This is a genomic window from Mycobacterium sp., assembly GCF_052143115.1.
Classification (GTDB): domain Bacteria; phylum Actinomycetota; class Actinomycetes; order Mycobacteriales; family Mycobacteriaceae; genus Mycobacterium.
This window is the reverse complement of record NZ_JBKQTQ010000035.1, coordinates 41294-62570: the sequence shown is the minus strand read 5'-3', so window position 1 is coordinate 62570 and position 21277 is coordinate 41294. Positions and strand designations below refer to the sequence as shown.

Below are 21277 nucleotides of genomic sequence, written 5' to 3'. Positions count from 1 at the left end.
GCTATCCCATTTGACGTGACGATCAACGTCCGTCTTCCGCGTGTACAGAAGCCCGAAGGGGCAAACGATGACGGCCTGACGATCCCTGACGCGAGCGAGGTGGGTGCGCTGCTGCGCGGAGCCGAAGACAAGTTCGCGGCCTTCATCGGCTTATGTGCGTTCGGCGGCCTGCGCCTGGGTGAAGCTGCGGCACTGAAGGTGTCGGATGTGGACTTCATCCGCAAGTTGATCCGCGTGGATCGCCAGGTGCAGCGGGCCAACGGCAAGCAAGTCGAAATCCGGCCACCGAAGTACGGGAGCAACCGCACCATCTATGCACCCGATGGGCTTATCGAACTACTGAGTGAGCACGTCCGCGTCCAGTTGCCCGGAGACGACCCGAACCGCTGGTTGTTTCCGGGCGAGGGTGAGCATCCGCTACACCAGAACTCGGTGGGCTACGTGTGGCGCAAGGCCAGGGCAGCGACAGGCGTGGACTACCGGCTGCATGATCTGCGGCACTTCTACGCGTCGGGTCTCATCGCGGCGGGATGTGACGTGGTGACCGTGCAGCGGGCCATGGGCCATAAGTCCGCCACGGTAATCCTTAACACATACGGCCACAGGTCGCCGAAGGCGGAAGACCGGACCCGCAAGGCTGCAGCGGTCCTGTTTGCCGACGCTGTATCCACGACTGCGGACCAACTGCGGACCGACAACGGCTAGACCAGGGCTGACCTGCATCGCTAGACGTTGAACCGGAATTCGACCACTTCGCCGTCAGAACTCACGCGGGCTGACCACGTCGCCGTCGACGGCCGCCCTAACCAGTTGGATGGGCGCATGGTTACATGATTCAACCTGGCGAAGTCAGCGACGCAGGTTCGGTCCAATCACCTTCACCCCGTCTACGTTAGGAGTCACCCATGGGCGACGCCGATGCCGCAGCGATCCGAGCGGCGCGAGGTGACTGGGTCAGCGAGCACCTCGAGATCTATCTGACTTCCGGTGGCACACGGGGCCACATCATGGACGTGAGTGCGGTCGGGGGCCGTGCGCTGACCACGCACTGCTTGATCAAGTGTGTGGGTCGCAAGTCGGCGAAGGTCTATGTCAGGCCGTTGATCTACGGCAACGTCGGTGGCGAGATCGTGATCGTCGCATCGAAAGGGGGTGCCGACACGCATCCGGGGTGGTACTTGAATGTCTTAGAAAGCAACACGATCGGTGTGCAGATCGCGACCCAAGCGTTCGAGGCCACGTGGCGGGAACCAGAAGGCGAGGAACGGCATCAGGTGTGGGCCCATATGGCTCACCTGTTCCCGCCGTACCTCACCTATCAGCAGTCGACTAGCCGTCAGATCCCGCTGGTGATGTTGACGCCCGTGCGCCCGATCGACGTCTTCTCTGCGGAAGGTTCGCAATAACCGTTAGTCATCGATGACGCTGGACTGGAACTCCACCACGGCGGCGTCCGCTGGACTACTTCTGCCCCTCCGACGCTATCCCGCTACTTCTTCTGCTGACCAGACGTTGCTTGAAACCGGAACTCGACGACGTCGCCGTCGGCCATCACGTAGTCCTTGCCCTCCATGCGCACCTTGCCGGCCGCTTTGGCTGCGGCCATCGACCCAGCGGCGACCAGGTCGTCGTAGGAGACGATCTCGGCCTTGATGAAGCCCTTCTCGAAGTCGGTGTGGATCACCCCGGCGGCCTTCGGCGCGGTATCGCCTTGATGGATGGTCCACGCCCGCGACTCCTTGGGCCCAGCCGTCAAGAAGGTTTGCAACTTCAGAGTGTGAAAACCGGCCCGGGCCAACGCATCAAGTCCGCGCTCGGCCTGTCCGATCGACTCGATGAGTTCGGCGGCCGACTCGTCGTCGAGCTCGGTGACCTCAGCCTCGATCTTGGCGTCCAGGAAGACCGCGTCTGCGGGCGAGACCAGCGTGCGCAACTCGGCGACCCGGTCAGCATCGGTGAGCACTGCCTCGTCGGCGTTGAACACGTAGAGGAACGGTTTGGTGGTCAGCAGATTTAATTCCCGCAGCAGCAGGGCATCCGCCCCGGCAGCGAATAGCGTCGTCCCGCCGTCGAGGTTCTTTTGCGCAGCCACGGCGGCCTCGTAGAGCGGTTTGCGGTCCTTGCTGTTGCGGGCTTCTTTCTCCAGCCTCGGCACCGCACGCTCGAGTGTTTGCAGATCGGCCAGGATCAACTCGGTCTCGATGACCTCGATGTCGGATTTGGGGTCGACCCGCCCAGCGACGTGCGTCACATCGTCATCGGAGAAAACCCTCACCACCTGGCAGATCGCGTCACATTCGCGGATATTGGCCAGGAACTTGTTGCCCAGGCCGGCGCCTTCGGAGGCACCCGCGACGAGGCCGGCGATGTCGACGAAGGTCACCGGCGCCGGGACGATGCGATCGGAGTCGAACATTTCCGCCAACGTCGCCAACCGAGGATCGGGCAGCGGCACGACACCCTCGTTCGGCTCGATCGTCGCGAACGGATAGTTTGCGGCCACCACGTTGTTTCTGGTCAGCGCGTTGAACAGGGTCGACTTGCCGACATTCGGCAGACCCACGATCCCAAGGCTCAAGCTCACAGGGACTCAAGTGTAAAGCGTGCTAAGCAACCGTTACTGGCGGTGCGGCGCCGCCCTTCTCGGGCGTCCTTGATTCAGGCCGCGGTCGCGGCTTGAACTTCGGTTCCCGCGTCATTCGGGGTGGTTTCACCGGGACACGTGGGGCGCCGGCCAGCGCCGTCCCGTCGGCGGGCATTGGTGACCCGGCCTCCGTACTTGGGGGTCCGGGTTTGTGATCAGCGTGATAAGCCTCGCCCCACTGGGCAAGGTTGACCGCGGCATTCAAGTCCCGGTCAACGGAATGTCCGCAGACGCAGCTGAACACGCGATCCGCCAGACTCAGCTTCTGGTTGCGGGTCCGGCAGCGTGAGCAGATCTGACTCGACGGGTACCAGCGGTCAGCTGTGACCACGCTGCCGCCCCGCCAATCGGCTTTGTAGCGCAGCTGGCGGGCAAACTCGGCCCAACTCGCGTCACTGATTGCTCGGGCGAGGTGATTATTGGCCAGCATCCCCGCCACATTGAGGTCTTCGATCACGAGTTGGTCTTGGGTCTTGACCAACTGGTTGGAGACTTGGTGCAGGAAATGCTGGCGAACATTCGCGACACGGTAGTGGTGCCGCGCGAGCCGGGCGGCCGCGACGCGGTGGTGGTGTGATCCTTTCTTCTTGCGGGACAGCTTCTTTGCGAGGCGGCGCTGATGGCGCATCCCGGCGGCGAGCGCCTTTGGTGGGTCGTTGAAGCGCGCGACCTCGGCACCTTCGTGGGTGGCGGCCACTACGAACGCCAACAAGCCGCGGTCGATGCCGACCCAGCCGCCCTGATTGCCATCGACGCGGGCGGGATGCCGCGCACCAGGATGCAGGTCGGCGGCCTCCACATTCAGACACACCCACCAGCGTCCGGCCCGCTGGCTGACGGTGGCGAACAGTATCTTCGCCCGATTCTTGGCGAGCATCCGCCGCAGCCGGCGGGTGTCATCATGTATGGCCACCAACCCGATGCCGGGCAGGACAACTGAGCGGGGCCGGCTGAGGTAGCCGACACGGATAGCCGGTTTGCCACCTTTAGGGTGTTTGTTGCGCAAGCGAAACGACGGCATGGCACGCGTTTTCTTCTTGAACCGGGGAAACCCGATCCGGGGGCCCTTACGTCTGCCGGCGCGAGAGTCCGACCAAGCGGCTAGGCCACGGGCGCAATCCACCGCGGCTTCCTCGAACACCTGCTGGTACACCTGGCCACGCCAGGCCAGCCCAGTCACCACCACGTCGGCTGTCCCAGCGGCATCGATCACGAACACACGCCCGGCGTCTTGGGTCTTCTTCCAAGCGTTGAACGCATTAATCAGATCGAATCCAGATCAGGGCACCTCCATGTCCGCGTCTGTCCGGCGTGCGGTGAGCGCGGTCTTCACCATGCGTAGACACTGGTTGAACGCGAACCCGCGACGCCCCAGCATGCCGATCGAGCAGACGCTGCTGCTCGGCCGTCGGGTCCATGCAAAAACGGAATGTGGTGTGCCTTGTCATCCTCGCGCGCAGCTTCCCACATGCCACCGACAACACCCGAGGTCTCGATGTTGCGGCGGATCCGGTCGCAAGTGGCGATCGTGTAACCCGATCCGCTGCGCCGAGTCACCTGCGGCACGAGACCAATCCCAGTCTTTCGACACGCTGTAGGAGAACCTCGACACGAATCCCCAGCGCTCGGCAGCGCGAAATGTGGCACGCCCACGGCCTGCTAACAAGGTCTTTACGAGCCTTTCGGCGCTGAGCCGGTACGGTCGACGTGTGTCAGCACAGCGGACGCGGGCGGCGGTGGCGTCGGATCATCGCTCGATAATCCCCAGCATTCCTGGTGCGCCTTGGTGGGCGGCCGTGCTTGTCGCTGTCACCGGCACCGCCGCGGGCTTTGCCTTCGACGCCGGATCAAGCAAGGAGCTGACGACCGTCTTCTCCGCGCTGTATGTCGCGGGCTGCCTGGCTGCGGTGCTGGCGGTGCGCCAGTCCGCTGTCTTCACCGCGGTCATCCAGCCACCGCTGATCTTGTTCTGTGCGGTACCCGGCGCGTACTGGCTCTTTCACGGAGCTAAGTTCACCGGCCTCAAAGACCTGGTGATCAACTGCGGCTATCCGCTGATCGAACGCTTCCCGCTGATGCTGTTCACCTCGGCGGGCGTGCTGCTGATCGGCATCATCCGCTGGTTGCTGGCGAGGGTGATCCGCCCGGCCGCCACTGAGACGGCCGAAGCCGATGCAGCGAGCAGCGACGCGCGGCCCACCGGGCTGGCCGGCAGGCTGGCTCCGATTTTCAGGATGCTCCTGACCCTGCGACGTGAGTCGGCCGATGACGAAACGGTCGACAAAACCGCCAAGCGCAGTTCGCGGCGAACCCACGCCGTTGGCCGGTCCGCGAAGCCGGCGAGATCATCCGCGGAGTCGGCGGACAGCAGGAGGACAGGCAAGCGTCCGGCAACGTCGCGCTCCCGGCATATCCGGCCGCCGCTGGACGAACCCGCCGACCCCACACTTGATCGCGCGCGGGATCGACGCCCGACGCGCACCCGCGAGTTCGGCGGCGCCGAGCCGCCTCGTCGCGCCAGGGCGCCGCGCGATCCGGACCTGCGTGGTCGGCCGGCCCGGGAGATCCGCCGCGACCAGCACGGTCACAAGGGTCAGCCGACCCGTCATGGCAGCCGATTCGACCCCTACGAGCCCTACGAACCCATCGCACCGGAGCCACGTCGCAGGCCCGCATCGAACGGGGCATCCGGCACACCCGCGACACACCACCCGATCTCGCAGGTCCGGTATCGCGGCTCAACCAGGGCTGATGAGCCACGCAACGAGCCCAGACCCCGGCGACTGCGCGAGCCCGCAGCCGATACCTGGGACTATGACGTTTAGGGACGTCTAGGGAGCTTTCCGGGTTGGGCGGATCTCCCGCGGTAGCGCGAACACCAGAGTCTCGTTGGCCGTCGTCACGGGCTGCACCACGTCGTAGCCGTATTCGGCCAGTCGCTCCAGCACGCCACGCACCAACACCTCAGGCACCGACGCGCCAGAGGTGACCCCGATCGTGTTGACACCGTCGAGCCACTCCGGGTCGATATCGTCGGCGTAATCCACCAGATGCGCGGCCGCCGATCCGGCGCCCAGAGCGACCTCGACCAGCCGCACCGAGTTCGACGAATTGCGTGACCCGACGACGATCACCAGCTCGCACTCCGGCGCCATCGCCTTGACCGCGACCTGCCGATTCTGGGTTGCATAGCAGATGTCGTCGCTCGGCGGATCCTGCAGTTTCGGGAACCGGGCACGCAGCCGCTGCACGGTCTCCATGGTCTCGTCGACGGACAGCGTGGTCTGCGACAACCAGATGACCTTGTTCTCGTCGCGAACCGTCACCCCGTCGACGGCGCCGGGCCCGTCGACCAGCTGCACGTGCTCGGGGGCCTCACCGGCGGTTCCGACGACCTCCTCGTGGCCCTCGTGACCAATGAGCAGGATGTCGTAGTCGTCGCGGGCGAAGCGCTTGGCCTCGTTGTGCACCTTGGTGACCAACGGGCAGGTGGCGTCGATGACTCGCAGCGACCGCTCAGCCGCCGACGCATGCACGGTCGGCGCGACTCCGTGCGCGGAAAACACCACGATGGCGCCCTCGGGGACCTCGTCGGTCTCGTCGACGAAAACCGCCCCCGCCTTGGCCAGGGTGTCGACCACATGCCGGTTGTGCACGATCTCATGCCGGACGTAGACCGGCGGGCCGTGCTTTTCCAGCGCACGCTCGACCGTCTCGACGGCGCGGTCGACGCCGGCACAGTACCCGCGCGGCTCGGCCAGCAGCACCCGCTTGCCGGTCACCGGCTCGACCGCCGAGCTCGCGGCGCCGGGGATCCCCATGTTGACGGTGGGCGGCATGGCAACCAGGTTACTTTCTGCGGACTCGGGCTCGCCAGCTCGCGCGGTCGGCTTGGCGTTGACCGCAGGTTAAGGCAGGCTGTCACGCATGGTTACAGCACCCTATGGGTTCCGGCTGCTGGTGGGCGCGGCGACACTCGCCGTCGAGGAGACGATCAAGCTGCCGAAAACCATCCTGATGTATCCGATGACGCTGGTCAGTCAGGCCGCGCACATCGTGATGCGCTTCCAGCAGAACATGGCCGAACTGGTAATCAAGGGCGACTCGACCCTGGAGCAGATTTTTCCGCCCAAGGAGGAGCAGCCGGACTGGGCGACGTTCGATGAGGACCTGGGCGACGGCTATGAAGGCGACGCCGACGCCTACGGACCCGGCGTCGACGCGTCCGACGGCGTACAGCGCGCCGAAGGACGGTTCGCGCTGTACACCTCGCCCGACCCGTCGGACGGGGACGCCGCGGCCGATCCCCCGACTCGGCCCGTGTCCGTCACCCGCGCGCACAAACCGGCCGCGAAATCGGCGGTGCCTGCGCCGCCAGTGGCCGACGAGCTCGACTACGAAACGCTGACGCTGGCCCAGCTGCGGGCCAGATTGCAAACGCTCGACGTGGACGAACTCGAGGCCCTGTTGGCCTACGAGGAGGCCACCAAGGCGCGTGCACCGTTCCAGACGCTGCTCGCCAACAGGATCACTCGCGCGACGGCGAAGTGACCCGAGCGGTGCCGGCTCAACCGGCGAATTCGGCCGAGAACCCGTTTCCGGTTCGCGCGGTGGCCATCCGGATCGCGGGCTGGATCGACAAACTGGGCACGGTGTGGGTGGAAGGCCAGTTGGCCCAGATCAACATCCGGCCGGGCGCCAAGACCGTCTTCATGGTGCTGCGTGACCCCGCGGCCGACATGTCACTGACCGTGACCGCCCCACGGGACCTGGTAGACAGTGCACCGGTCAAGCTCGCCGAAGGCGTCCAGGTCGTGGTCTGCGGCAAGCCGAACTTCTTCACCGGACGCGGCACATTCTCGTTGCGGCTCAGCGAGATACGCGCGGTGGGGATCGGCGAACTGCTGGCCCGCATCGAGCGGCTGCGGCGGCTGCTGGACGCCGAAGGGCTGTTCGACCCACGACTCAAGCGGCCGCTGCCGTTCCTGCCCGCCACGGTCGGGCTGATCACCGGGCGGGCCAGCGCCGCCGAGCGGGACGTCACCACGGTGGCCGCCGCGCGGTGGCCCGCGGTGCGATTCGCCGTGCGCAACACCGCCGTTCAGGGGCCCAGTGCCGTCGCCCAGATTGTCGAGGCGCTGCGCGAACTGGACACCGACCCGGCCGTCGACGTGATCGTGGTGGCCCGTGGTGGCGGCAGCGTCGAGGACCTGCTGCCGTTCTCCGACGAGACGCTGTGCCGCGCGATCGCCGCCTGCCGCACCCCGGTGGTCAGTGCGGTCGGTCACGAGCCCGACAACCCGTTGTGCGACCTGGTCGCCGACCTGCGCGCGGCCACTCCCACCGATGCCGCCAAGAAGATCGTCCCGGATACTGCGGCAGAGCAACACCTGCTCGACGACCTGCGCCGGCGCAGCGCTCAGGCGCTGCGCAACTGGGTGGCCCGCGAACAGCGCGTGCTCGCGCAGTTGCGCAGCCGTCCGGTACTGGCCGAGCCCCTGGCGGCACTGACGGTGCGCGCCGAGGAGGTGCACCGCGCCCGGTCTGCGGTCCGCCGAGATATCACCCGCCTGATCGGCGCGGAGACCGAACGCGTCGGCCATTTGTCCGCCCGGCTGGCTACCTTGGGTCCGGCGGCCACCCTGGCCCGCGGCTACGCCGTGGTGCAGACGATTCCGACGGAGGGTCCCTCGGCTGTGCTCCGGTCAATCGACGACGCTCCGGCAGGCACCAAGCTGCGGGTGCGGGTTGCCGATGGCGCCGTCGCGGCGACCAGTGAAGGACCAACCGATGGCCGATAAACCGGAGAAGGTTACACCCATTAGTCAGCTTGGGTACGAAAAATGCCGAGACGAACTGATCGAAGTTGTGCGCCTTCTGGAGCAGGGCGGGCTCGACCTTGATGCGTCGCTAACATTGTGGGAAAGAGGCGAACAACTGGCAAAACGGTGCGAAGATCACTTAGCTGGAGCACGCAAGCGAGTGACCGATGCATTGGCTGCCAGCGAGCCGGAAGATTCTTGAAATCGAAACCGGTTTTGAAGTTTATGTCCGAAACTGGAACACGTTTCAGTTATCCTCGTCGGCATGGCTGACATTTCTGGAACATCGCCGACCACCCAGCTGGGCCGGATCCTGGTCACCGGCGGCTCGGGGTTCGTTGGCGCCAACCTGGTGACCACCCTGCTCGATCGTGGTTACCAGGTGCGGTCCTTCGACCGTGCGCCCTCGCCGCTCCCGGCCCGACCGGGGCTGGAGGTGCTCCAGGGCGACATCTGCGACCCCGGCATGGTCGCGACCACGGTCGACGGCATCGACACCGTCTTCCACACCGCGGCGCTCATCGAGCTGCTGGGCGGTGCCTCAGTGACCGACGAGTACCGGAAGCGCAGTTTCGCCGTCAACGTCGACGGAACCAAGAACCTGGTGCACGCCGCGCGGGCGGCCGGGGTGAAGCGGTTCGTCTACACGTCGTCGAACAGTGTGGTGATGGGCGGCCAAGCCATCGCCGGCGGTGACGAGACGTTCCCCTACACCGACCGGTTTAATGACCTCTACACCGAGACGAAAGTGGTCGCCGAGCGATTTGTGCTGTCGCAGAACGGGATTGATGGCCTGCTGACGTGCGCGGTACGCCCAAGCGGCATCTGGGGCTGTGGCGATCAGACGATGTTCCGCAGGGTGTTCGAAAGCGTGCAGGCCGGCCACGTCAAGATCCTGGTGGGCCGCAAGGCCGCCCGACTGGATAACTCCTACGTGCACAACCTGATTCACGGCTTCATCCTGGCCGCTGAGCACCTAGTGCCCGGCGGCACCGCGCCCGGGCAAGCGTACTTCATCAACGATGCCGAGCCAGTGAACATGTTCGAGTTTGCCCGACCAGTCGTCGCGGTCTGCGGACATCGCCTGCCCCGGTTGCGGATATCCGGCGCCGCGGTGCGCGCGGCGATGTCGGGCTGGCAGCGGCTGCACTTCCGGTTCGGGCTGCCCAAGCCCCCGCTGGAACCGCTGGCTATCGAGCGGTTGTATCTGGACAACTACTTCTCGGTGGCCAAGGCCACCCGCGACCTCGGCTATCGACCGTTGTTCACCACCGAGCAGGCGATGGCCGAATGCCTGCCCTACTACACCGAGCTGTTCGACCAGATGAAAGCCGCCGCACCGCCGCGTAGCCGGCGTTCGAAAGTTGGTGTCCAGCCGGCTGAGGCGACGCTGTAATCATCGCTCGGGTGTGATTGCGCGGCTCGCCCCCTCGCCGCATCGTCGCCGCGGCGCCTGATTGCCCGGCTCCTCCTCAGGCCGTTCCGGCCTGCATCGTCGCCGCGCGGGTGTACCCCCTTGTCGCGCCGCGAATATCGAACTGCAAACATATTCCGCGTCGGCACGTTGCGAAATACACTTTTCGCGAGCTGGGAGGCGCATGCGCGCCAGCGACGATGCAGAGCAAAGCGAGGAGGAGGAGCGGCGCTCAATGTCCGAGACTGTGCTGGTCACCGGGGCGTTCGGACTGGTCGGGTCCGCGACGGTGCGACAGCTGCGCGCCGACGGCCGCCGCGTCGTCGCTACCGACCTTGACATACCGGCCAACCGGAAAGCCGCGGCGGCCCTCCTGCCACCCTCCGACGTCCGGTGGGCCGACCTCACCGATCCGGAAGCCGTCACAGCGCTGCTGCATGCGGTCTCGCCCGCGGCGATCACCCACCTTGCCGCGATCATCCCGCCGGTGTGCTACGCGCGGCCGGCGTTGGCCCGCCGCGTCAACGTCGACGCGACCGGATTTTTGATCGAGGCCGCGAAAACGCTGCCGTCGCCGCCGCGATTCGTTCAAGCCTCCAGCGTGGCCGCCTACGGCGCCCGCAACCCACACCACATCACCGATGTGCTTACCGCGGATACCCCGCTGCGGCCATCCGACATCTACGGCGCCCACAAGGTGGAAGCCGAGCAACTTGTCCGCGGCTCCGGGCTGGAATGGGTGGTGCTGCGGCTGGGCGGCGTGCTCACCGCCGAGCCGCGGTTCGACCTCGACCTGGACACCATTTACTTCGAGGCCTCGCTGCCGGTCGACGGGCGCATCCAGACCGTCGACGTGCGCGACGTGGCCCGCGCCTTCGTCGCCGCCACCACCGCCCCGGTGATCGGCGAGACGTTGCTCATCGGCGGCGACGACTCGCACCGCCACGTCCAAGGTGATATCGCCGCGGCCGCCGCTGCCGCGATGGGCTTGGTCGGCGGGATACCTGCCGGACGCAAAGGCAACCCGGACAGCGACGCCGACTGGTTCGCCACCGACTGGATGGACACCGCGCGCTCGGTGGAAGCGCTGAAATTCCAACGGGTTTCGTGGGCGCAACTGCTTGCCGAGACAGCCGACCGGATGGGCTGGCTGCGCTACCCGGCGCGGCTGGTGGCTCCGCTGGCCCACGCGCTGCTCAAGCGTCGCTCGCCGTACTACCGCTACCCGGGTCGCTATGCCGACCCGTGGGGTGTGATCGGCGCCAAATGGAATGACCCTCGACCCGATCGGAGCCCGGCATGAGCGGACCAAACGCCCGGAACGCGGTCGTCATCGGCGGGGCATCCGGCATCGGCCGAGCGGTCGCCCATGCGCTGGCCGCCGACAACTGCCGAGTGACCGTCGCCGACCGCAATACCGACGGCGCACGTGCCGTCGCCGACGAACTCGGCGACCCACATACCGCCGCGACGGTCGAGGTCACCGACGAGGACTCGGTGCGGGCCCTGTTCGAGCAGGCCGGCGCGCTCGAGGTGGTAGTCAACACCGCCGGTTTCAGCGGCGTCGGGCTGATCACCGAACTGCCGGTGGAAGAGTTCCGCTCCGTCGTCGACGTCTGCCTGACCGGCAGTTTCCTGGTGATCAAGCATGCCGCGCCGCGGCTGCGCGACGGTGGGGCGCTGGTGTCCATCAGTTCGCTCAACGGGCGGCAGCCCGCCGCCGCGATGAGCGCCTACTGCGCGGCCAAGGCCGGGCTGTCGATGCTGACACAAGTCGCGGCGCTCGAACTCGCGCCGCATGGTATCCGGGTCAACGCCGTCGCCCCCGGATTCGTGCACACTCCGCTCACCGAGCCGGCCACCCAGATTCCGGGCGTCGTCGACGAATACCTGGAGAACACACCGCTGGGCCGCGCCGGCACTCCCGAGGACATCGCCGACGCCGTGGTGTTCCTGTGCAAGGCGCCGTGGCTGACCGGTGAGGTGCTCGACCTCAACGGCGGCGCGCACATGCGGCGGTATCCCGACATCTTGAGCCACGTGATGAAGCTGGCCGCGCAATGAATTTCACTGGCAAGCACGCGATCGTCACCGGCGCCGGCTCGGGCATCGGGGCGGCGCTGTGCCGGGCCCTGGTGGCCGCGGGCGCCGACGTTGTCTGCACCGATGTCGACGGCGCCTCGGCGGCGCGCACCGCCGAGGGCCTGCACGGTCCGGGTACCGCGACGTCGGCCACCTTGGACGTGACCGACGCGGCCGCGGTGGCGGCGGCCGTCGACGCTGTGGTCACCCGCACCGGGCGCCTCGACCTGATGTTCAACAACGCCGGAATCGCTTGGGGCGGCGACACCGAACTGCTCACGCTGGACCAGTGGAACGCCATCATCGACGTCAACATTCGCGGCGTTGTGCACGGCGTCACCGCCGCCTATCCGGTGATGCTGCGGCAGGGGCACGGCCACATCGTCAACACCGCGTCGATGGCCGGGCTGACCGCGGCCGGCCAGATCACCAGTTACGTGATGACGAAGCACGCGATTGTGGGGCTGTCGCTGGCGCTGCGCTCGGAGGCCGTCTCCCGCGGGGTGGGCGTGCTGGCCGTCTGCCCGGGCGCCGTCGAGACGCCGATCCTGGACAAAGGCGCCATCGGGGGCTTTGTCGGCCGCGACTACTACCTGCGCGGCCAGGGCATGAAGACCGGGTATGACCCCGACCGTCTGGCCCGCGACACGTTGAAGGCGATCAAGCGCAACAAGGCGCTGCTGGTCGCGCCGAAGCAGGCCTACGCGTCATGGGTGTTCGCCCGGCTGGCGCCAGGTCTACTACAGCGTTTCTCGATCCGCTTCATCGCCGACCAGCGCAAGCGGCAAGCTAGAGCAGCCGCTGCACGCTAACGTTCATGACGGTAGAGACGCGGAGGGCCGGTGATGAACACGGAATTTACCCTCACCCAGAAACGGGCCCTTGCGGTCGTCACCATTATCAGCCTGCTGTTCGCTGGGTACTTCCTCCGCAATTACTTCGTCCTCATCGTGGTGGCCGCCGTCGGGGCGTATTTGTTTACGCCGCTTTTCAATTGGTTCGGCCGTCGGCTGAATACCGGCCTAGCGGCCACTTGCACGCTGCTCTCGGCTCTGGCCGTCGTGATCGTGCCGGTCGGCTTGACGGTGCTGCTGGCGATCGTCCAGCTCTCTCGGATGGTGACTCATGTCGCGGGCTGGGTGCAGAGGACCGGCCTTAGTGGGCTCGGCGACAAGAGTCTCCATGTCGTCAACCAGCTCTTGGCACGGGTGCCTTTCCTGCACATGACGGTCACCGCAGAGTCGCTCAGACAAACGATGGTGACCGTCGCGCAGAAAACGGGTCAGTGGGCCCTGCACTTTCTGCAAGACACGGCCGGCGGTCTCCCCGGCGCGGTCACCGCAGCCATCATCTTCCTGTACGTGTTTGTCGCACTGCTGACCAACCGCGAGAAACTGCTCACCTTGATCCGCCAACTCAATCCGCTCGGCGAAGACGTCACCGATTTGTACCTGCGGAAAATGGGCTCCATGGTGCGCGGAACGGTGATCGGCCAGTTCGTCATCGCATTGTGCCAAGGGATGGCCGGAGCCGCGTCCGTCTACGTCGCCGGATTCCACCACGGGTTCTTCATATTCGCGATTCTGTTGACGGCGCTGTCCATCATTCCGCTGGGCGGCGGTATCGTCACCATCCCGTTCGGCATCGGGATGATCTTCTACGGCAACATCATCGGCGGCGTATTCGTCATCGCTTGGCATCTCGTGGTGGTCACCAACCTCGACAAATTTTTGCGCCCGATCCTGGTTCCACGCGATGCACGGCTCAATCCCGCGCTCATGTTGCTTGCCGTGTTCGGGGGCATCGCGATGTTCGGCCCGTGGGGCATCGTCATCGGCCCGGTGCTGATGATCGTCATCGTCACCACCATCGACGTCTACCTGGCGGTGTATAAGGGCGTAGAGCTCGAAGAACACGACGACGACGACGACGACCACAAACCCGGTTGGCGCACGCGCTGGAAGGCACGCCAAGCAGCTAGACCAGCCGCTCCTTAAAGAACTCGACCACCCGCTTGCGCGCTTCGTAGGCCGGATGACCGTCGACCTCGCGGACCTCCAGGGTCAGCACCGAATGCGCCGCCCTCGAAAAGCCGTGTTCGTTGCCCGGGGCCGAGTTAATCTCGATCACCTCGAACGCGTCGCCGAGCCGCTCTTTGAGGGTGGCGAATCGTTCGCCCGGCGCCAGCTTGTCCTCGCTGAACCGCAGGCCCATCGCGCACACGCCGTCCTTCTTGGCACGGTCTTTGAACGCGTTCAGCTCCACGTCGCTCAGTCCAGGATCGCGGCGGTGACGCAGTGTCAGCGGCATCGGCGCCGACGGCTGGCTGAGCACCGGGGCGAGCACACTGTCGTCGACCGCGGCTGCCAGCGCGAAGCCGCCGGTGAAACACTGGCCGATCACCCCGACGCCCTTGCCCGGTGTGGATGCGTTGAGGTCGCGAGCCAGTGCACGCAAGAAGACCGACACCGGCCGCTGCTTGTTGGTCGCAAACGCTGCGAATTCCCTTGCCACACAGGCCCGCGCGACGGTAGGCACCAGGTAGCCCACCGACACGGGCCGACCCGGCTCGCCGAACAACGACGGTATGGCGACGGTGAACCCGTTGTCCACCAGGTGATTACCCAGCGCCAACACACCGGGATGAATGCCCGGTAGCTCGGGGATCAGCACCACGCCGGGTCCTTCGCCCTTGCGGTAGACGTCGTGGGTGTAGCCGCCGCCGCTGAACGGGGCAACCGACCAGCCGGTGAGGTCGGCTTCCGGTGCGGTCATAAAGTGTCCCTTCTAGCGGCGCGCCGGTAACGGCGGCTGTGATTGAGTGGCCGTCGCCAGCGTACGGAACTGGTCGACGCCACCGGCACCGGTGACCGCGACCTGAGCCGGACCGGCCGGACTGCCCAGCCGGGTGGTCCACACCGTCTCGACGCCGTCGCCCTCGTAGACGATCCACCGGGTGCCGTCGACGTCGACGGTTCCGGTGGGGTACATCGATGGGTGGATCGAGCCAACCAGCTTGTCCTCGTCGGCGTTGCCTTGGGTCAGGCTCAGGTACATGCCGGTGGGGCTGATGTATCCGACGGTCGAGGTGACCGCGCGGACCCGCTGACCGGTCGCTGGGTCGGTTCGGCCGTCTCCGATACCCCCGCGGCTGCCGGAGTTGGGCTGCCAGCCTTCGGGCAGCCGCGGCAGCCGGACCGGGAACCCCAGCGTCTGCGCATCGGCCCGCAGCGCGCCGGCCGCGTCGTACGACGGCACCGGTCCGCGGTTGGTCCCGCCAGGGGCAAACGTGCACATCCCGACCACGCCCGCCAGCACAATGCAGGCCACTACCAGAGGCGCGATTGACCAGAACATATCCCGGCCGTCCTGCAGCAGCCGTGGCTTGGCCGGCTTGACCGTCGGCTGCGGCTGCATCGTCACACCACGAGTATCCCAGCTCCGGAGCACCAACCCGCTTCTGGGACAATCAGCAACCATGAGCGCGAGTCGACGTGAAGCCCCGGACCGTAACCTCGCTCTGGAACTGGTACGGGTCACCGAAGCCGGTGCTATGGCTGCCGGGCGCTGGGTGGGTCGCGGAGACAAGGAAGGTGGCGACGGGGCGGCCGTCGATGCGATCCGCCAACTGGTGAATTCGGTGTCGATGCGCGGCGTGGTGGTGATCGGCGAGGGTGAGAAAGACCACGCGCCGATGCTCTACAACGGCGAGGAGGTCGGCAACGGCGACGGCCCGGACTGCGACTTCGCCGTCGACCCCATTGACGGCACCACGCTGATGAGCAAGGGCATGCCCAACGCCATCTCGGTGCTCGCGGTGGCTGATCGCGGCTCGATGTTCGACCCGTCGGCGGTGTTCTACATGAACAAGATCGCCGTCGGCCCTGACGCGGCTCACGTGCTGGACATCACCGCGCCGGTCGCCGACAACATCCGCGCGGTCGCCAAGGTCAAGGGCCTGTCGGTGCCCGACATGACGGTGTGCATCCTGGACCGGCCGCGGCACGCGCAGCTGATCGAGGATGTCCGCGCCACCGGGGCGCGAATCCGGTTGATCACCGACGGCGACGTGGCCGGCGCGATCTCGGCGTGCCGACCGGGCTCTGGCACCGACATGCTGGCCGGGATCGGCGGGACCCCGGAGGGCATCATCACCGCGGCGGCGATCCGCTGCATGGGCGGCGAGATCCAGGCGCAGCTGGCGCCCAAGGACGACGCCGAACGACGAAAGGCACTCGACGCCGGCTACGACCTCGACCAGGTCCTGACCACCGAGGACCTGGTGTCGGGTGAGAACGTCTTCTTCTGTGCGACCGGCGTCACCGACGGGGACCTGCTCAAGGGAGTCCGCTATCAGCCCGGCGGGTGTACCACCCAGTCGATCGTGATGCGTTCGAAGTCCGGCACCCTGCGGATGATCGAGGCCTACCACCGGCTGTCCAAGCTCAACGAATACTCGGCCATCGACTTCACCGGCGACAGCAACGCCGCATACCCCCTGCCGTAACCACCCGAGCCCGCAACAAGAAGGACCCATCTATGGCCGCCCACGCCGTCGAGAACGACACCGAATACCGCATCGAACACGACACCATGGGCGAAGTCCGGGTGCCGGCAAAAGCATTGTGGCGCGCGCAGACTCAGCGTGCAGTGGAGAACTTCCCGATCTCCGGCCGCGGACTGGAGCGCACTCAGATCAGGGCGTTGGGTCTGCTGAAAGGGGCTTGCGCGCAAGTCAACAAGAACCTCGGACTGCTTGCACCGGAGAAGGCCGATGCGATCATCGCCGCCGCCGCCGAGATCGCCGACGGGCGCCACGACGACCAGTTCCCCATCGACGTCTTCCAAACCGGGTCGGGCACCAGCTCCAACATGAACACCAACGAGGTGATCGCGTCGATCGCGGCCGCCAACGGTGTGACCGTGCATCCCAACGACGACGTGAACATGTCGCAGTCGTCCAACGATACCTTCCCGACCGCCACCCACATCGCGGCCACCGAAGCCGCTGTGCGCCACCTCATCCCGGCGTTGCAGGTGCTGCACGACGCGTTGGCGGCCAAGGCCCGCGAGTGGCGCACGGTGGTGAAATCGGGCCGCACGCATCTGATGGATGCCGTCCCGGTCACACTCGGTCAGGAGTTCTCCGGATACGCCCGTCAGATCGAGGCCGGTATCGAGCGAGTCCGCGCCACACTGCCCCGGTTGGGTGAGCTGGCGATCGGCGGCACTGCGGTAGGCACCGGCCTCAATGCGCCCGACGGCTTTGGCGCCAAGGTGGTCGAGGTGCTGGTGGCAGAGACCGGGTTGACCGAATTACGCACGGCAGTCAATGCTTTCGAAGCTCAGGCGGCCCGCGACGGGCTGGTGGAGGCGTCCGGTGCGCTACGCACCATCGCGGTGTCGTTGACCAAGATCGCCAACGATGTCCGCTGGATGGGGTCGGGTCCGTTGACCGGTCTGGCCGAAATTCATCTGCCGGATCTGCAGCCGGGCAGCTCGATCATGCCGGGCAAGGTCAATCCTGTTCTGTGCGAGGCTGTTACGCAGGTCGCCGCTCAGGTGGTCGGTAACGACGCGGCAATCGCGTGGGGTGGCGCGGGCGGCGCCTTCGAGCTCAACGTCTACATCCCGATGATGGCGCGCAACCTATTGGAGTCGTTCAAGCTGCTGACCAACGTGTCCACGCTGTTCGCTGAGCGTTGCATCAGCGGACTGACTGCGCGCGTCGAGCACTTGCGCGAGCTGGCCGAGTCATCGCCGTCGATCGTGACACCGCTGAATTCGGCGATCGGCTACGAGGAGGCCGCTGCAGTGGCCAAGCAAGCCCTCAAGGAGCGCAAGACAATCCGCCAGACGGTGATCGATCGCGGGCTGATCGGCGACAAACTGTCCGAAGAGGAACTCGACCGTCGCCTCGACGTGCTCGCGATGACCAAGGTGCACGACGAGCCGACATGATCAGCGACGAACTCCGGCAACGCCGACTGGCCACCGTCGAAGAGCACATGAGCACCGAGGTGACCAAGGAGTTCGACCGCACCCTGGCGACCTTCAACGGGCACCCTCGCTACGAGATCATGGCCACCGGCCAGGTCTTCGACGGCGACGACGAGGTGATGGGTTACTACCTGACCACCCGGACGGCGTTCCCCGACCAGCGCCACGAAAACGTTCGATACCACTTCAGCGACGACGCGGTGATCACCGAATTCGACCTGCTGGGCACCAATCTCGGTGAGTTCTACGGTCTGCCACCCACCGGCAAGGCGTTCCGGGTGCCGATCATCGCGGTGTTCTTCTTCGACGACGATCGAATCACCAACGAACGCATCTACTTCGACTCGGCCAGCCTGGTCGGCCAGATCGGTCGCGGTGAGCTGCTGGCAGTCGCCGCCGCAGGTGAGCTACCGGATCAACGCCCGACAGGAAACCGTCAGTGAGCGACTCGACGGAAGCGACTAGAGACGCGCTGGACTTCGGGACATCCGGTCGTTGGGGGATCGGTTGCACGGCAGAGCTATTGGTCCCTCCGCACGCAGACAGCATGATGCGAATCAATCGGTGACTGCGGTTGAGGTCGAGTTTCGTCCTTGAACCGTTCTGCCTCACCGAGCGGAACTGGCTGGCGGCTGGCGTTTCCCGGCGATCCCCGCGAGTATCCGGTCGAGTGCGCGCATCGCGTCGTTACGTGTGTTGTTCGGGTTTGCTGACCGACCGATGAGCATTGCAGCCTCGTTCAAGGCGCTGACTAGCATGTGAGCGAGCGTGTCGACTGGGCCGGACTCGATGGCTCCCTCCTGGATCGCGCGCTGGATACCTAGCTTGACCAATCCCAATCCGTGGCGGGTATCCAGTTCGCGCAACTCAGCCCAGCCGAGTACTGACGGGGCATCGGTGAGCAGGATCTGGCGCACGTCGTCCTGTGCGGACACCTCAAGGAACGCGCGGCATCCCGCAACCAGGCGCAGCCACGCATCAGGCTTTGTCTGTGCTGCGGCCGCCACTCGTGCGGTGACGTCTGTCGCGACCTGTTCGCATACGGCGCGGAACAGTCCGTCCTTGCCTGGGAAGTGGTGGTACAGCGCACCCCTGGTGACCTCCGCCTCTGTACAGACGTCCTGCATCGCCACGCCGGAGTGTCCGTTGCGGGCGAACATCTCCCGGGCCACGGCGACCAGCCTGGCCTTGGTCTGCTCGCCGTGCGCCGGCGTGGTGCGGTGCATCGGCCGCCGGCCTGGTTCGGTTGTCATGTCGAGGATGATGATATCGGGCTTGCGCTACCTACATACTGTACGTAGGGTGGCGATATGGATACGGTGGAGCTGACGCACGAGTCTCTGGCCTTCCCGGCGATCGCAGCCGGTCCAGCGGACGGTGACCTTGTGTTGCTGCTGCACGGCTTCCCGCAGACGGCGCAAGCCTGGAACGGCCAGGTCGAAGCGCTAGGTGCCGCTGGGTGGCGAGCAGTGGCGCCAGACCTGCGCGGCTTCGCAGCCGGAGCTCTGCCTGAGACGGTGGCCCGATACACCCAGGAACGCATCAGGGCCGATGTCTTCGCCATGGCCGACCAGCTGGGAGCCGACAGGTTCCATCTGGTCGGTCACGATCTTGGCGGCATCATCGCGTGGGACCTCGCCTGCCGCTGCCCGGACCGGGTCCGCACCCTGGCCGTTGCGTCCACCCCGCACTTGGCGCCGTTCGCTGCTGCCCTTGAATCCCGCCAGCAGCCACTGCCCCCATTCGATCTGTTCCGCCAGCCCGGGATCGCCGAACAGCTGATGCTGGCCGACGACGCGGCCGCGCTGCGCGCCTCCTATAGCGGCCTCAACCCGGCAGCCATCGACCGCTACGTCACTCACTTCAGCTCACCTGGATTTCTGACCGGGGCGCTAAATCACTTCCGCGCCTTCAATTTCGCCGACTGGCTGACATTGCCGGCCGCCCCGATACCGACGTTGTTCGTCTGGGGCGCGGATGACCCGTTCCTTGGCCAATCCACCGCTCGCGCCACGCGCGAACACGTGACCGGCACCTACACGGAGGTAGAACTCAGCGGAGTCGGACACTGGGTACCCGAGCTTGCCCTCGGGCGACTTACCGATCTGCTCGTTCACCACCTGCAAACCTCGACCAGCTGATCCACAAGCATGTAGGTCGGCAAGATGTCAACGGCCAGGATCCGTTACAACAAGCCATGAACACCAAACGCGATCAAAGTTCAACGACACCGGTATTGGTCGAGGATAGTTTCCTACCCCCATGGGTGCGCGAAATGTGGACGACTGCAACGATTGCCATCGAGACCGGTATACACGCCCCCATAATCCGAGGCGGTCGCCCACGTCGAGGAAATAATCCTGACGCCTTCCAGTCGTCGACAGCTAGTTGCCGTTGTTCGATCCGCCTAAGTTCTGGCCCGCAACATCGGTGATCGGGAAGTTGGGCATCGGCTGCGGCGACGGGGTGTTAGGCAAGGACGGAATCTCGGCAACCGGGATGTCATGCAGGTCATTGGCCGGTGGCCCGTTCTCCCGGCTGCCGTACACGCTGCCCGCTGCTCGCTGCCCGAGCAGCTGGCTGACCGTCACCAGGTGATAGTTGTTGGCTTTCAGCACCGGGATGAACTGGTAGACCAGATCAACCGTGCTGGAGTAGGTGTCGTGCAGCAACACCACCGATCCTGGCTTGATCTGAGTCATCAGCAGGTATCTGCTGGCCGCGATGTTCGAGTCGTTGATCCAGTCGTAAGGGATGACGTCCCAAAGGATTCCGGCCAGATCGATCTTTGCGGCCTGTTCATTGACTCCCGCATCGGTGAGCCCGCCGGGAGGCCGCCACAGCTTGGGCGTCACCCCGGTGGCCGCGGCGATCGCATCGTTGGCTCTGGACAACTGGCCGGGAACATCGGCCGGCGGCAGCGTCGTCATGTTGGGGTGTTCCCAGGTGTGGTTGCCGATCTCCATACCGGCGTCGACGACACGTTTGGCGCCGGCCGGGTTGGCCGCGACCTTGTTGCCGATCTCGAAGAAGGTCGCCTTGGCCTTGTTGGCGGTCAGGATGTCCAGCAGCCGATCGGTGTACGGGGTGGGGCCGTCGTCGAACGTCAACGCGACGCATTTGACTTGTGCGCAGTCGACGACATCTTTGGCGTGAGCGAACCTGACGTGCCCGGTGAACGCACCGATCGCGACGACGGCGGCGGCTGCCACCACACCGGCGACCGTGCGCCAGTACCGCCATGCAAGGGTGTCTGGTCGTCTCGGCACGGCCGGAAGCTTACCCGCGGCGAACGCAAGCGCGGCAAAGCCGGGC

At 65.8% G+C, this 21277-nt stretch carries 23 protein-coding genes; 15 read left to right on the top strand and 8 right to left on the bottom strand.

The features are described from left to right. Nucleotides 1-15: 15 nt before the first annotated feature. Both ACLQI9_RS03665 and ACLQI9_RS03660 read left to right on the top strand, forming a co-directional pair. Nucleotides 16-705, top strand: coding sequence for a site-specific integrase (locus ACLQI9_RS03665; protein WP_442382183.1), 690 nt, complete (start codon nt 16-18; stop codon nt 703-705). A 200-nt stretch (nt 706-905) separates the two neighbouring features. Continuing rightward, nucleotides 906-1406: a nitroreductase/quinone reductase family protein gene (locus tag ACLQI9_RS03660; RefSeq protein WP_442382184.1), complete on the top strand. Its 501-nt coding sequence runs from the start codon at nt 906-908 to the stop codon at nt 1404-1406. Between the two features lie 83 nt (nt 1407-1489). On the opposite strand, the gene ychF is transcribed toward ACLQI9_RS03660, so the two are convergent. From ychF to ACLQI9_RS03645, 3 genes are read right to left on the bottom strand one after another with little or no spacing between them, the layout of a single operon-like run. Further along, nucleotides 1490-2584, bottom strand: a complete 1095-nt coding sequence (ychF, locus tag ACLQI9_RS03655; RefSeq protein ID WP_442382185.1) for a redox-regulated ATPase YchF — start codon at nt 2582-2584, stop codon at nt 1490-1492. A 22-nt stretch (nt 2585-2606) separates the two neighbouring features. Continuing rightward, nucleotides 2607-3863, bottom strand: coding sequence for an RNA-guided endonuclease InsQ/TnpB family protein (locus tag ACLQI9_RS03650; RefSeq protein ID WP_442391055.1), 1257 nt, complete (start codon nt 3861-3863; stop codon nt 2607-2609). 40 nt (nt 3864-3903) lie between these two features. Continuing rightward, nucleotides 3904-4092: a helix-turn-helix domain-containing protein gene (locus ACLQI9_RS03645; protein WP_442382187.1), complete on the bottom strand. Its 189-nt coding sequence runs from the start codon at nt 4090-4092 to the stop codon at nt 3904-3906. A gap of 261 nt (nt 4093-4353) precedes the next feature. On the opposite strand from ACLQI9_RS03645, the gene ACLQI9_RS03640 reads away from it, so the two are divergent. Further along, nucleotides 4354-5469 (top strand): DUF6542 domain-containing protein, encoded by a 1116-nt coding sequence (locus ACLQI9_RS03640; protein WP_442391053.1) that lies wholly within the window; start codon nt 4354-4356, stop codon nt 5467-5469. 6 nt (nt 5470-5475) lie between these two features. Here ACLQI9_RS03640 and ACLQI9_RS03635 read toward each other — a convergent pair whose 3' ends face one another. After that, nucleotides 5476-6483 (bottom strand): 4-hydroxy-3-methylbut-2-enyl diphosphate reductase, encoded by a 1008-nt coding sequence (locus ACLQI9_RS03635; protein WP_442382189.1) that lies wholly within the window; start codon nt 6481-6483, stop codon nt 5476-5478. A gap of 88 nt (nt 6484-6571) precedes the next feature. Between ACLQI9_RS03635 and ACLQI9_RS03630 the strand changes: the two genes are divergently transcribed. The 8 genes from ACLQI9_RS03630 to ACLQI9_RS03595 all read left to right on the top strand — a co-directional run bounded on the left by ACLQI9_RS03630 (nt 6572) and on the right by ACLQI9_RS03595 (nt 13959). Then, nucleotides 6572-7195 carry a lipid droplet-associated protein gene (locus ACLQI9_RS03630; RefSeq protein ID WP_442382190.1) on the top strand — a complete coding sequence of 208 codons (624 nt, stop codon included), beginning with the start codon at nt 6572-6574 and terminating at the stop codon, nt 7193-7195. An 8-nt stretch (nt 7196-7203) separates the two neighbouring features. Continuing rightward, nucleotides 7204-8445, top strand: coding sequence for an exodeoxyribonuclease VII large subunit (gene xseA / locus ACLQI9_RS03625; RefSeq protein WP_442382191.1), 1242 nt, complete (start codon nt 7204-7206; stop codon nt 8443-8445). Next, nucleotides 8435-8668 carry an exodeoxyribonuclease VII small subunit gene (locus ACLQI9_RS03620; RefSeq protein WP_442382192.1) on the top strand — a complete coding sequence of 78 codons (234 nt, stop codon included), beginning with the start codon at nt 8435-8437 and terminating at the stop codon, nt 8666-8668. The genes xseA and ACLQI9_RS03620 overlap by 11 nt, the downstream gene beginning before the upstream one ends. Nucleotides 8669-8731: 63 nt before the next feature. Beyond that, entirely contained in the window at nt 8732-9862 is a 1131-nt protein-coding gene (locus tag ACLQI9_RS03615) for a 3-beta-hydroxysteroid dehydrogenase (protein ID WP_442382193.1), read from the top strand. 253 nt (nt 9863-10115) lie between these two features. Beyond that, a complete protein-coding gene (locus tag ACLQI9_RS03610) occupies nt 10116-11183 on the top strand; it encodes an NAD-dependent epimerase/dehydratase family protein (protein ID WP_442382223.1) in 1068 nt (355 codons plus the stop codon). Beyond that, complete coding sequence (locus ACLQI9_RS03605; protein ID WP_442382194.1) at nt 11180-11944, top strand: SDR family NAD(P)-dependent oxidoreductase; 765 nt, start codon at nt 11180-11182, stop codon at nt 11942-11944. The genes ACLQI9_RS03610 and ACLQI9_RS03605 overlap by 4 nt, the downstream gene beginning before the upstream one ends. After that, entirely contained in the window at nt 11941-12774 is an 834-nt protein-coding gene (locus tag ACLQI9_RS03600) for an SDR family NAD(P)-dependent oxidoreductase (protein ID WP_442382195.1), read from the top strand. Before ACLQI9_RS03605 ends, ACLQI9_RS03600 begins: the two co-directional genes overlap by 4 nt. Before the next feature lie 33 nt (nt 12775-12807). Next, a complete protein-coding gene (locus ACLQI9_RS03595; RefSeq protein WP_442382196.1) occupies nt 12808-13959 on the top strand; it encodes an AI-2E family transporter in 1152 nt (383 codons plus the stop codon). On the opposite strand, the gene ACLQI9_RS03590 is transcribed toward ACLQI9_RS03595, so the two are convergent. Together ACLQI9_RS03590 and ACLQI9_RS03585 are read right to left on the bottom strand one after the other, a co-directional pair. Beyond that, complete coding sequence (locus tag ACLQI9_RS03590; protein WP_442391051.1) at nt 13940-14737, bottom strand: dienelactone hydrolase family protein; 798 nt, start codon at nt 14735-14737, stop codon at nt 13940-13942. The genes ACLQI9_RS03595 and ACLQI9_RS03590 overlap by 20 nt on opposite strands. Before the next feature lie 12 nt (nt 14738-14749). After that, on the bottom strand, nt 14750-15379 hold the full coding sequence (locus ACLQI9_RS03585) for a DUF4245 domain-containing protein (RefSeq protein WP_442391070.1): 630 nt from the start codon (nt 15377-15379) through the stop codon (nt 14750-14752). 61 nt (nt 15380-15440) lie between these two features. On the opposite strand from ACLQI9_RS03585, the gene glpX reads away from it, so the two are divergent. The 3 genes from glpX to ACLQI9_RS03570 are packed head-to-tail and all read left to right on the top strand — an operon-like array spanning nt 15441 to nt 18405. Continuing rightward, nucleotides 15441-16469, top strand: a complete 1029-nt coding sequence (gene glpX, locus ACLQI9_RS03580) for a class II fructose-bisphosphatase (protein WP_442382198.1) — start codon at nt 15441-15443, stop codon at nt 16467-16469. A gap of 32 nt (nt 16470-16501) precedes the next feature. Further along, entirely contained in the window at nt 16502-17923 is a 1422-nt protein-coding gene (locus tag ACLQI9_RS03575; RefSeq protein WP_442382199.1) for a class II fumarate hydratase, read from the top strand. After that, on the top strand, nt 17920-18405 hold the full coding sequence (locus tag ACLQI9_RS03570; protein ID WP_442382200.1) for an ester cyclase: 486 nt from the start codon (nt 17920-17922) through the stop codon (nt 18403-18405). Before ACLQI9_RS03575 ends, ACLQI9_RS03570 begins: the two co-directional genes overlap by 4 nt. 165 nt (nt 18406-18570) lie before the next feature. Here the strand turns inward: ACLQI9_RS03570 and ACLQI9_RS03565 are convergent, their stop codons facing one another. Beyond that, nucleotides 18571-19215, bottom strand: coding sequence for a TetR/AcrR family transcriptional regulator (locus ACLQI9_RS03565; protein WP_442391049.1), 645 nt, complete (start codon nt 19213-19215; stop codon nt 18571-18573). Between the two features lie 57 nt (nt 19216-19272). On the opposite strand from ACLQI9_RS03565, the gene ACLQI9_RS03560 reads away from it, so the two are divergent. After that, nucleotides 19273-20103, top strand: coding sequence for an alpha/beta fold hydrolase (locus ACLQI9_RS03560; protein ID WP_442391047.1), 831 nt, complete (start codon nt 19273-19275; stop codon nt 20101-20103). Nucleotides 20104-20346: 243 nt separating this feature from the next. Here the strand turns inward: ACLQI9_RS03560 and ACLQI9_RS03555 are convergent, their stop codons facing one another. Beyond that, nucleotides 20347-21231, bottom strand: coding sequence for a polysaccharide deacetylase family protein (locus ACLQI9_RS03555; RefSeq protein ID WP_442391045.1), 885 nt, complete (start codon nt 21229-21231; stop codon nt 20347-20349). Between the last annotated feature and the right edge of the window lie 46 nt (nt 21232-21277).